The 11,943-nt window shown below is 25.0% G+C and carries 13 protein-coding genes; 5 read left to right on the top strand and 8 right to left on the bottom strand.

Features of this window, described 5'->3' with window-relative positions; translation table 11 throughout:
• Positions 1–732: DUF3427 domain-containing protein (locus CLTHE_RS12225; protein ID WP_143324077.1), on the top strand; the 732-nt coding region annotated here is incomplete at its 5' end.
• Between the two features lie 132 nt (positions 733–864).
• On the opposite strand, the gene mutT is transcribed toward CLTHE_RS12225, so the two are convergent.
• Complete coding sequence (gene mutT, locus CLTHE_RS12220; RefSeq protein ID WP_080023732.1) at positions 865–1,251, bottom strand: 8-oxo-dGTP diphosphatase MutT; 387 nt, start codon at positions 1,249–1,251, stop codon at positions 865–867.
• Positions 1,252–1,383: 132 nt separating this feature from the next.
• Between mutT and CLTHE_RS12215 the strand changes: the two genes are divergently transcribed.
• Complete coding sequence (locus tag CLTHE_RS12215; protein ID WP_080023731.1) at positions 1,384–2,172, top strand: alpha/beta hydrolase; 789 nt, start codon at positions 1,384–1,386, stop codon at positions 2,170–2,172.
• A 187-nt stretch (positions 2,173–2,359) separates the two neighbouring features.
• On the opposite strand, the gene CLTHE_RS12210 is transcribed toward CLTHE_RS12215, so the two are convergent.
• Positions 2,360–3,136, bottom strand: a complete 777-nt coding sequence (locus tag CLTHE_RS12210; RefSeq protein WP_080023730.1) for a hypothetical protein — start codon at positions 3,134–3,136, stop codon at positions 2,360–2,362.
• 234 nt (positions 3,137–3,370) lie between these two features.
• Between CLTHE_RS12210 and CLTHE_RS12205 the strand changes: the two genes are divergently transcribed.
• Positions 3,371–3,925, top strand: a complete 555-nt coding sequence (locus tag CLTHE_RS12205; protein WP_080023729.1) for a class I SAM-dependent methyltransferase — start codon at positions 3,371–3,373, stop codon at positions 3,923–3,925.
• Positions 3,926–3,993: 68 nt separating this feature from the next.
• Here the strand turns inward: CLTHE_RS12205 and CLTHE_RS12200 are convergent, their stop codons facing one another.
• From CLTHE_RS12200 to CLTHE_RS12185, 4 genes are all read right to left on the bottom strand, one after another.
• On the bottom strand, positions 3,994–4,392 hold the full coding sequence (locus CLTHE_RS12200) for a YbaN family protein (RefSeq protein WP_080023728.1): 399 nt from the start codon (positions 4,390–4,392) through the stop codon (positions 3,994–3,996).
• 12 nt (positions 4,393–4,404) lie between these two features.
• Positions 4,405–4,704: a nitrous oxide-stimulated promoter family protein gene (locus CLTHE_RS12195; RefSeq protein WP_080023727.1), complete on the bottom strand. Its 300-nt coding sequence runs from the start codon at positions 4,702–4,704 to the stop codon at positions 4,405–4,407.
• Between the two features lie 83 nt (positions 4,705–4,787).
• Complete coding sequence (locus CLTHE_RS12190) at positions 4,788–6,452, bottom strand: amino acid ABC transporter ATP-binding/permease protein (protein ID WP_080023726.1); 1,665 nt, start codon at positions 6,450–6,452, stop codon at positions 4,788–4,790.
• A gap of 2 nt (positions 6,453–6,454) precedes the next feature.
• The gene (locus CLTHE_RS12185) at positions 6,455–8,326 is read right to left on the bottom strand and encodes an ABC transporter ATP-binding protein/permease (protein ID WP_080023725.1); all 1,872 of its coding nucleotides are present in this window, start codon (positions 8,324–8,326) and stop codon (positions 6,455–6,457) included.
• A 198-nt stretch (positions 8,327–8,524) separates the two neighbouring features.
• On the opposite strand from CLTHE_RS12185, the gene CLTHE_RS12180 reads away from it, so the two are divergent.
• Positions 8,525–8,707, top strand: coding sequence for a hypothetical protein (locus CLTHE_RS12180; protein WP_080023724.1), 183 nt, complete (start codon positions 8,525–8,527; stop codon positions 8,705–8,707).
• A gap of 165 nt (positions 8,708–8,872) precedes the next feature.
• Positions 8,873–9,745 (top strand): SDR family oxidoreductase, encoded by an 873-nt coding sequence (locus CLTHE_RS12175; RefSeq protein WP_080023723.1) that lies wholly within the window; start codon positions 8,873–8,875, stop codon positions 9,743–9,745.
• Between the two features lie 478 nt (positions 9,746–10,223).
• On the opposite strand, the gene CLTHE_RS12170 is transcribed toward CLTHE_RS12175, so the two are convergent.
• Positions 10,224–11,165 (bottom strand): carbohydrate kinase family protein, encoded by a 942-nt coding sequence (locus tag CLTHE_RS12170; protein WP_080023722.1) that lies wholly within the window; start codon positions 11,163–11,165, stop codon positions 10,224–10,226.
• Positions 11,166–11,308: 143 nt separating this feature from the next.
• A complete protein-coding gene (locus CLTHE_RS16970) occupies positions 11,309–11,737 on the bottom strand; it encodes a DUF4829 domain-containing protein (RefSeq protein ID WP_207651206.1) in 429 nt (142 codons plus the stop codon).
• Positions 11,738–11,943 lie beyond the last annotated feature (206 nt).

Here is an 11,943-nt window from a genome sequence, read left to right as displayed (position 1 = left end):
ATAGAATATAATATAGATTTTAATGATATAACTAAAACTAATTTAGTTAATATTCTAACTAATAAATTTCCTACTGGAAGTAATAAAGATACCTATAATAAATGTATTTTTATAGAAAGTCTTAATAATGATTATAAATGTTCTACTAATTTTGAAAATCATTTAAAAGATTCAAATTTTAAAAATTTAGTTAAAGAACTTATAGACTTTGGTCTTAATAGATATAAAAAAATTTATAAAAACCGTTATAAAAATACTAACTTTTCATTATACGAAAAATATACTTATGAAGATGTTTGTAGATTGTTAGAATGGGAAAAAAGTGAAGTTGCTTTAAATATAGGTGGATATAAATTTGATAAAAAAACTAATACTTATCCAGTCTTTATAAATTATCATAAGTCTGAAGGTATAGCAGATACAATTAATTATGAGGACAGATTTATCTCTCCTTCAAATATAATAGCAATATCAAAATCAGGAAGAACAAGTTCTTCAGAAGATATTGTAACTGCCTACAATGCAAAAGACCTCGGTATAAATATGTATCTTTTTGTTAGAAAAAACAAAGATGATAAAGATTCAAAGGAATTTTATTTTCTAGGAAAAATAAATACAATTGGCAAACCTAAGGATATTAAAATGAAATCTTCAAATACAAAAGCTGTAGAAATAACTTACCAACTAGAAACACCAGTAAGAGATGATATTTATGATTATATAACTACTTAAAAATTAAAGCTTGTTAATCTTGATTATAAAATAGAAGTTTAATTTATTCTTCTATATTAGCTCCATCTGATTAACAAGCTTTTTTATTTTTAATTTAAAACTTTAAATTTCAATTACCTATTAAATTATTAGTTAAAAATATTTTCTTAATTCATCAACAACTAACACATCAGCAGGAACCCACTTTTGATTATCTAAGTCATCATATAATACCCATTTTGCATCATTATGAGCATTTAATTTTAGTTCTCCTCCTATAACTTCACATAAAAAACAATGCATAGTAAGATGGAAATTAGGATAGTCATATTCTATAGTTGTTACTAAATCTTTTACTTCTATTTTAAGCTCTAATTCTTCATCTATTTCACGTATAAGAGCCTCTTCTCTAAGTTCACCTTTTTCAATTTTCCCACCTGGGAATTCCCACATATCTATAAACTCTCCATACCCTCTACGAGTAATAAAAATTTTATCATCTTTCTTAATAATTGCTGCTACAACTTCTATGTTTTTCATAAGCTATCTCCAATCTGAATAGAATATATATTTAATTATAGCTTATATAAAAAAAAAGAGTAGGTTTGACTTAATATTTATTTTTCTTATCTTTCCTACTCTAGTGTTATAATTACTTATGAGGTGATACAAATGAATAAATCCAAAGTAGAAAAAGTTAATTTTTATAGCAATTCACTTCAAAAAGAAATGTCAATGTTAGTATATTTACCTGAATGCTATAATAGTTTAACTCCTCTACCTGTATTATATTTTTTACACGGAAGAAGTGGTGATGGAAACATATTATTTGAAGCTGATATAAATGTAAAAGCTGATTTAATGATTAAAAATAAAGAAATAAATCCTATGATAATTGTATGTCCAAGCTTTGAAAACAGCCGTGGATTAAATTCCTCTTTAACCTGTAAAGAAGTGTGCAATCCTGAAGATAATAGAATTATAAATTTAGGAATGTATGAAGATTATTTTATTAAAGAAATAATTCCTTTAATAGATAAAAAATTTAATACTATAAAAGATAGAAAAGGAAGATATATAGGTGGTGCATCTGCTGGTGGTTATATAGCTCTTCACAACATTTTCAGACATCAAAATATGTTTTCCAAAGTAGGTGGTCATATGCCTGCATTAGAACTTAATCTTGAAGATGATGATAAATTATATTTTGAAAACCTAGCTTCCTGGAACGAATATGACCCATTATATATTGCAAAAAACAATGATATTCTTTCTGATATTAAAGTTTTCCTTGATGCTGGAAACAAAGATGAAGGAAAATTTTATGAAGGTTGTTTAGTTTTATATAAAATTTTAAAACAAAGAGGAATAGATTGTAAAAATAATATTTTTAAAGGTCATCATAATATAGAATATATAAAATCAAACATTGAAAAATATCTGAAATTTTATGGATGTTAATATATAAATCTAAATTATTATACTTAAATAATTTATTTTTAATTTAATATAGTTAACATAAATTATATAATTATATTAAAGAGGATTTAATCTTATATTAGACTAAATCCTCTTTAAATTTTATCCTATATTTTTAATTCTATAAATATATCTAATTTATTTTTCTAACTATTAATCAGTTTATATTTTATGCACCAGTTGCATAACCAGTGTACATATCTACATATATAGGTGTACTTTTTTTATTATATGGCTCAGTATAAACTTTATACCATGGATTTGAATAAACTATTTTTGCTATTTTATCTTTTCCATATTCTTGTTCCATTAAATTAGCTAATACTTCTTTAATTTGAGATTTTGTAAAAGGAATTGGCTGACTTTCAACAATATTATCCAATCTCATTACTGCATTATTAAATTCATTTGCTGTTATATCTTTTTTTAGAGCTTCTTCACCATTAGCTTGAATAAAAGCTGTTATAAGATCTGAAGATGAAACTTCATTTATCCATGCTTTTCCCCAAAGAGTATTCTCATAAGAATAAACTCCTAAACAATTTAATTGTCCTACTGACATCCAATATCTCATATAATTACTTAATTCATTATCTGAAATTTTTCTTCCAGTAGTATTTTTTACAATGACAGTCCTTAAATTTTTTTCATTTTGATTCTCATTAACTAATTCAATAACTCCACCTGTACTTTCTGTTTGCTTATCTGTATAATTATTATTTACATTATTTGAAGTCTCACTGTTTCCTTTATTTAAATTACTCGTATTTGCATTATTTATATTAGATATGTTATTTCCATTAGTACTTGTATTTAAATTAATATTATCAACTTTATTGCTAGCTACAATCTTATAGTTAGTATTTAATATATATAAATATCTTATATAAAGACCACCTATACATAATATTAATACAGCTATAATTCCTATTATAATTTTCTTCATATCCCTACCTTCCTTTCTAAGTGTTTTAATTATTATACAAAACAAATACTTCCAAAAAATTAATATAATAAAAACAAATATAAGTTTAAGAAATTTATAACAATTATAACTGTTTTTATATCTTTTTGATATAATCTAATCCTAATACATACTTTATTAACCTTTATTCCATTGACTTTTAAACGTGCTTAAACTAGTATAAGTTTAAATTAAACTATGAAAAGGAGACTTACTATGAATAATCATAAATTTGATGTTAAAAAGCTAGAAAAATTAAATAATCCAAAAAGATTAGAATCTTTAAATTTAGACCTTTTAATAAAAGAATTAAACCTACCTTCTAACAGTACTTTAGTTGATATTGGTACAGGCACTGGATTCTTTGCTGAAGCTATTTTAAGAAAAATACCAGATGCAACTTGTTTTGGATTTGATATTTCCAAGGAAATGATAAACTGGACTACTGAAAACAGAGTACCAAAACTTGATTCTAGATTTTCAGTTAAATTAATGACTGAAAATGAAATTCCAGTAGAAGAAAACTTTGCTGACCTTGTATTTATTATTGCAGTTTATCATGAACTAGATAATCCTATGCTTTTACTAAAAGAAGTAAAGAGAATTTTAAAACCAAATGGAAAACTTTTAATTTGTGATTGGAAAGAAGGAGCTCATCACCACTTTGTAAAAAAAGAAGACATATTAAATCACTTAACTAAGAGTAACTTTAAAAACATAAAAGAAATAGATGCATCAGAACCTTTCTTATGCCTAATTTCTTCACTTTAAAATTAAAAGACTAAGAACATATAGTTCTTAGTCTTTTTTAATATAAAATTTATAATTTATAGAGGTAGCTATTCAACTATTCCTTTAACTTCATCTTTTCTTATTGTTTTTATTTTAAATATGAAGTAATAGAATTTTACAATTATAAGGAATATTAAAAATATCCTTAAATGAAGGCTATTTACAAGTATTAATGGAAAAGCTATCATAAAATCTGCAAAAGCTAATATAACTATTTTTTGCTTTAATGTCATAGCTTTTTCATTAACAAAGCTTTCTAAATGCTTTTTATAAATTTTTGTATTTAAAAACCAATTATTAAATCTTTTTGAGCCTTTAGCAAAACAATATGCTGATAACAATAAAAATGGTGTTGTAGGAAGCACAGGAAGTATTACTCCTATTGCTCCTAAAACAAATGATATAAGCCCAATTCCTACATATATACAATTCTTAATCTTATTCATATATCTCTACTCCTATTTATTCAAGGCATGTCTTATTAATTCTACTGGATTATAAATTAATAATCTCATTCCTGAAAATTTCATTACTTTTTTTATTTTTACTTTCATATCTTTTTTGTAGCAATGTATAGGACATCTAGAGCAAGTTGATTTATTATCTCCAAATTTACATAAACTAAGTCTTTTGTGAGCATAATCTAATAATTCACTACACTCTTCGCATAAATCACCTTTTTCTCTATTGTGATTTTTCATACAATATATTTCTATCATTAATTTAATAGTCTTTTTTTCTATTTCTATTCTTCCCATACATTGCCTCCTTTTATATATATCAATAATCATTATCATTAATTATTTAAAAAAATTTATCTTTAAAGTAATGCTATTAAGTTTTAAACTAATTTTTTGTTTTCTAATCTTAAAACTTTATCACAAACAGTAGTTGTTGATTTTCTATGTGATATAAGAATAATTGTTTTATCCTTACAGTTTTCTTTAATTGATTTTAAAATTTCACCTTCATTTAATGTATCTAAATTACTTGTTGGCTCATCTAAAATTAAAATTTCTCCATCTCTTAAAAATGCTCTTGCAAGACCTATTCTTTGCTTTTCTCCTGATGATAATCTTCCTCCAAGCTCTCCTACTTTTGTTTCATATCCATTAGGTAATGTTTCTATAAAGTTATGAATTGAAGCTTTTTTAGCTGCCTTTATAACTTCTTCTTTTGAAGCATTAAGATTACCAACCTTTATATTTTCTAAAATAGATTCATTAAATAAATAAGTCTCTTGTGAAACTAATGTTTGACTTTTTCTAATAGAATCAGTCTTTATATTTTTAATATTTTTATTGTCTATAGTAATTTTTCCTTTATCTACATCCCAAAATCTCATAATAAGCTTTATAAATGTACTTTTACCAATTCCACTTTCACCTATTAAAGCTATTTTTTCACCTTTATTAATTGTAATAGATGTATCTTCAAATATTTTTTCCTTTCTACCAGGATATGCGAAAGAAACATTTTCATATTCCACAACTTCTTTATTTATTTCTTCTCCAGAATTAACTTCTAAAACCTTTGGCTCTTCATCTAATAAAGCGAATAATCTTTCTGCACATGCAAATGTTTGAAGAAGAGTGTTTGATAAATTGCTTAAAGCAACTACAGGTCCAAATGAAGATGAAATAATAAGTATTCCTAAAATCATTCCAGTAAAAGATAAGTTTCCAACTGAAACTTCATAAAAGCCTACTAAAACAAAAGTTAAAATAGCAAGCATAATTACAAGGTCTGTTGTGGCTTTTATTATTCCTTCATGCTTTTTTATACCATCTAGATGTTTATTAATTCTTTCTGATTTTGAGTTTATTTCATTTAATCTTTCTTCACCATTATTAAAAAGAAGCACCTCTTTTAATCCTCTTAAAGAATCTAAAATATAGTTATTGCATTCTGAAAACATATTTCTATATTCCATTCCTGCTTCTTTCCCTAATGAAGAAGATAAATAAGGAATTATAAATCCTACTATAACGAAAAATACTAAGCCTAATAAACCAAATAAAGGATTTATTAAATATAAAACTATTGTAATTATAGAATTTGTAATTATTGCAATTGAAATAGGTGCTATAGTATGAGCATAAAAAACTTCTAAAAGCTCTATGTCTGAAGTGATTAAAGAAATTAGATTTCCTTTTTCAGCTCCTTCAAGCTTTGCTGGTGCTAATTCTCTTAGTTTACTAAACACTTTATCTCTTAAAATATATAAAATTTTAAAAGCAATATAATGTCCTGATAATTGCTCACCATATCTTAAAAATCCTCTTAAAACTGCACTTAATATCATAACTAGTATTGCACCTTTAAAAGTTATAGAAGTTATCTCTCCAATTAATACTCCTATTGCTACTCCAGCAAAAGAAACTATAGAAATTGAAGCTAAAAATCCAATTACACCAAGAGTTATAGTTATTCCCATAATTGGAGCTAATGGTTTTAGTTCAACAATTAACCTTTTCATTATTTGGAAGCCTGACCTTCTTTCCATAATTAACAAACCTCCCTTATTTTCTCTAATTCATTTTGACTGTTTACCATGTTATAATAAATTCCCTTTTTATTTATTAAATCCTGATGTTTTCCGCTTTCTTCTAACTTTCCTTTATTTAAAACATAAATTTTTTCTGCATCTTTTACATTTAAAAGTCTATGAGAAATAACTAAAATTGTTTTAGATTTTGAAAGCTCATAAATAGCCTCCCAAATGCTTTCTTCACTTTCAACATCTATATTAGAAGTAGCCTCATCAAATATAATCATTTGTCTATCTGCTAAAATAGCTCTAGCTAAAGCTAATCTTTGCTTTTGTCCTCCTGAAAGTGAACTACCAGCTTGTCCAACATCCGTTAATAAACCATCTTTTAATCCAGATACAAAATCATATAATCTTCCAAGCTTTAACGCATTTTCAATTTCTTTATCTGTTGCATCTTTTTTACCAATTAATAAATTATCTAAAATTGTTCCATTAAAAATATGACTATTAGTAGAAACTAAAGCTAAATTTTTATAAATAGAATCTCTATTTACCGTTTCTATATTTGTATCATTTATAAGAATTTCTCCACTAGAAACTTTATGTTCATTTAATATAAGAGAAGCTATTGTACTTTTTCCAGAACCACTTTCTCCAACTATCGCAACTACTCCACCTTTAGAAATATCCATGTTTATATTATTCAATACATTTCTTTTTCCATCATAACTAAAACTAACATCTTTTAATTTGATATTTATATCTTTAAATGTTTTATCTTCTTTTTTAGAATTATTACTGCTCTTTCCTCTAAATTTAATTCTATTTTCTTTTACTTCAGAGTAAACTTCATTTTCTTTTAATTCAGAAATATCTTCTGTGTTAGCATCTAAAATTTTAAACATTCTATCACTTGCTGCCATTCCATTCATAGCAATGTGGAAGTATGAACCAAGTAGTCTTAATGGAATAAAGAATTCTGAAGAAAGAATTGCTATTATAATTAAACTTCCAATTTGTATTTCTCCATTTCTAAATTGAAAAAGAGCTACGATTATTCCTAAGGCTGCTCCACAAAAAGCAACTAAGTCCATAATAGTTATAGAATTTAACTGCATACTTAAAACTTTCATAGTTATTTTTCTAAAGTTTTCAGCTTCCTTATTCATTTTTTCATGTCTTTCTTCATCAATATTAAAAACCTTTAAAGTAGTTAATCCTTGAAGATTTTCTAAGAATGTTCCACCTAAATCAGAATAAGACTTCCAATAATCTTTTAAAATTCTCTTTGCAATTTTCATAATTGCTATAATTGAAATTGGAATAAGTGGAACTGAAAGTATAAATACTATTGAAGCTTTAATAGATATAAAGCTCATAAAGAAAAATAAAGTTATTGGAACTAAAAGTGAATAGAAAAATTGAGGTAAATATCTTCCAAAATAAATTTCTAATTGCTCCACACCTTCAACTGATACTTGTACTACTGAAGAAGTGCTTTCTACAGAAGTATAAGAAGTTCCAAGCTCTAAAAGCTTTTTATAAATTAACTCTCTTAAAGTAACTCTAGCCTTTGAAGAAGCCATACAAGAGAATTTAGTATATAGAATATTAGAAATATATCTTAGAACTAAAAGACCTGCTACTATGATTATAGAAGTGAGTAAAGAAATATTTTTAAACACCTCAAACTTAGATAAAAAATCTATAACATTTTCATTTTTTAAATTTAGATTTTTATATAAAAATAATTTATTTATAAACTGCCCTATAAAAATTACAGTTATTATATTGCATAAAGTAGCAATCCAATTAGTTAAAACAGTAAGAGCTATATATTTTTTAGACTCATTACAGATATTTATTAACCTTTTATTTATCATCATAATTTCTTCCCCCTATTTCGTTGTAATATTTCCCACTTAGCTTATTATAAATTAGATGATAATGATTTTCAATATATTTTAAAAATAAATTTTTATATTTTGAAACAATATTTCTAAATTAGAAATAATTAAATTTAGAATATAACAAAATTAAATTTCATATTTATTTATATTACTATTTACCTTTGGGAGATTAAAATGAAAAAAATAAATATAAGCTATATAAATTTAAGTTTAATTATACTTTTCACAACAATATTACTTAGGAAATTTATTCAACTACCTGATTTTATTTATGGTTTAGGCATTGGAATTAGTATTGCACTTTCAGCAGTTTCACTTTATGAATTTAAGAAAAAACAAATTAAAACTAACAAATAAATTCGTAAATTTTATAAAAAATAAATGTATAAAAAGCTACGCCCTCTATTAATCCATAATTTACAAAAATAATCCTCTTCTCCTTAGCAAATACTATATCTAGAATTATTTTTAAGATTAAAATTCATATTTACAAATAAATAAAAGTTATAGGAGGATTATTTTATGACTAATACACATAACTTTCCAACTGGATTTCCAGACCAACATCAAAATAAACAACCTGGGTTTGAAAGTGAAATGAATCCACAACCTGTCTATGAATTACCTGAATATATTAATGATGGAAAAAGATTAAAAGATAAGGTTGCAATAATAACAGGTGGTGACAGTGGAATTGGTAGAGCTGTATCTTTAGCTTATTCTAGAGAAGGAGCAAAGGTTGTTATTGTTTATCTTAATGAACATGATGATGCTAATAAAACTAAAGAACTTATAGAAAAAAACAATGGAGAATGTTTACTTTTATCTGGTAATGTAAGTGACCCAACTTTTTGTGATACAGTTATCCAAAAGACAATAGAAAAATTCTCTAAAATAGATATTCTTATTAACAATGCTGCAATGCAATTTGTTAATACTAATTTAGAAGATATTACAGACGAGCAATTTGAAAATACATTCAAAAACAATATGTTTAGTGCATTTTACTTAACTAAAAGAGCTCTTAAACATATGGAATGTGGTTCTTCAATAATAAATACAACTTCTATAGTTGCTTATCATGGAGATGAAAAATTAATAGACTACTCTTGCACAAAAGGTGCCTTAGTAACATTTACAAGATCTCTTGCTAAATCTTTAGCTGGACGCGGAATTAGAGTAAATGCAGTTGCTCCAGGACCTATTTGGACTCCACTTATTACAGCTTCCTTTAGTGGAACAGATGTAACTACCTTTGGTCAAAATACTCCACTTAAAAGAGCAGGTCAACCAGTAGAACTTGCAGAAGCATATGTTTTCCTAGCTTCAACAGGAGCATCTTACATAACAGGAGAAACAATTCATGTTAATGGTGGGAAATTTATAAATTGTTAAATTATAATATATTTCTCATACATTAAGTAATTTAAGCTTTAAAATAATAATATTCATATATATGTTATTATTTTTGTAAATTCCTTATATTTAATAATTAAAAATAAAAAGATATAGGATAAATCCTATATCTTTTTATAATTACATTAAAAACATTTCTATTTTAAACTAATCTCAATATATGAGCATTATAAAATATATAAATTAATTCAATTGTTCACCCTAATTTTTATTCTTACAATCCTAAACTTACTCATCTCATTTCTTATTTTTACGGCTTACTATACCAATAACAAGTGCTGTTCCAATACAAAAAACTAAGGTGAAAACTTGCCATGAAGACCATCCTCCAAAATTCATAAATCCTCTCCTAAAATACCATTTTTATTATTCAATATAACTCTCACCTTTTATTATTAAATCTTATTACTATATGGTTATATTAATTAGTTTTATCTAATTTATTAACCATATCAAATTATAATTCTTTTTTAATATACTCATGAACCTCTTCCCAACTAGGAATTGACTCTAAAGCTCCTACTTTAGTTGTTGTTATTCCTCCAACTAAATTTGCCATCTTAACTACTTCTTCCATATCTTTTTCTTTATCGTCTAAGACTTGTACAAGAACTGCTCCAATAAAAGCATCTCCTGCACCTGTAGCATCTTTCATTTTAAGTTCTTTAGTTTTAACTAATACTTGCTTTTCTTTTGTAGTTAATAAAGCTCCTTTTTTCCCTAAAGTTATTATAAGACACTTACACCCTAATCCTATAATATATTTAGCTGCTTTTTCTACATCTTCTTCCCCACTTATTAAAAAAGCCTCTTCATCACTTAATTTAACTATATGACTATCTTTTATAAAGTCTTTAGAGCAATTTATAAATAACTCTTTTTTATCTCCAAAAAGACTATCTCTATAATTTGCATCAAAAGAAATTAATTTATTGTTTTTTAAAGCATATTCTTTTGCTTTATAATATGTTTCCTTTAATTCTCCACCTAAAAATGCTGTAGCACTACCAAAATGGAATAAATCAAACATCTCTAAATTATCTTCTATCATATCAAAAGATAAACATTCATCTGCACTTCTTGAAAACTCAAAATCTCTTTCTCCATTTTCCATTAAAGATACAAAAGCAAAAGTTGTATTTTTATCTTTTAACTTAAACATATATTCAGTATTTATATTATTATTTTTAAAAGTATTTTCTAAAAATAATCCAAAAGCATCATCTCCAACAGTTCCACAAAAATAAGCTTCAGCACCTAATTTTGAAATTGCAGCTGCAACATTAGCTGGTGCTCCACCTGCTTTTTTCATAAATCCAGAAGTTTCAATTAAGGATTTTCCTTTATCTATTGATATAAAATCTATTAAAGCTTCCCCTATACAAATTACCTTTTTCATATACAACTTCCTTTCCTAATAAATAATATTTTATATTAACCTTACTTTTAATTATAAATAAATTTACTATTATATGCATCTCTGATAAAAATAAAAAAAGGTTGTCTAACAAGACCCCCTTTTTAACTATTCTAAATATTTTCCTAATATCCAGAATCATCAACTTTCCAATCTTTTTCTTTTCCATCTCTTATTAATATCCACTTATAATTTGTATAACTAGAATTTGGATTTAAAACAGTATTTTCACCAGAGTCACCAACATCAAAGTTAGATAATAAAACAATTACATTTTTATCATCTACTCCATTTACAGACCCATTTCCAGCTTCTAAATATCCATCAATAAAAGAATTTGATTTATTTTCATCATACCATAAATCTGTTAAAGTAGAGTCTGGAAATTTAAAATTCTCTTTAACACAATCTACAGCTTTATTTATTTCCTCTTTAGTAAATTTAGTAGATTCACCAACACTAACATTAATACCACTAGATATATTTTCTTTATTACAAGCGACTAATGAAAACATTGATAAAATTACACAAAAAGATAAAATAAATTTTCTCATATATAATTCTCTCTTTTTAAACTATTATTTAACAACAAATATTATAATTATTTTATATTTATTGTTACACATATTATATCCATATTTGTTATTTTTTTCAATCAATTCTGATATTTTAGATTTATTTTATCTATATAATTTAGCTTTTATATAAGTAAGTTACTCTATAATATTAGCAATTATCTTCATAAGCTTTTCAACATTCT

The sequence above is a fragment of the Clostridium thermobutyricum DSM 4928 genome (genome assembly GCF_002050515.1).
Lineage (GTDB): Bacteria > Bacillota > Clostridia > Clostridiales > Clostridiaceae > Clostridium > Clostridium thermobutyricum.
The sequence above is the reverse complement of the archived record's forward strand: the minus strand, read 5'-3'. Positions and strand labels throughout refer to the sequence as shown.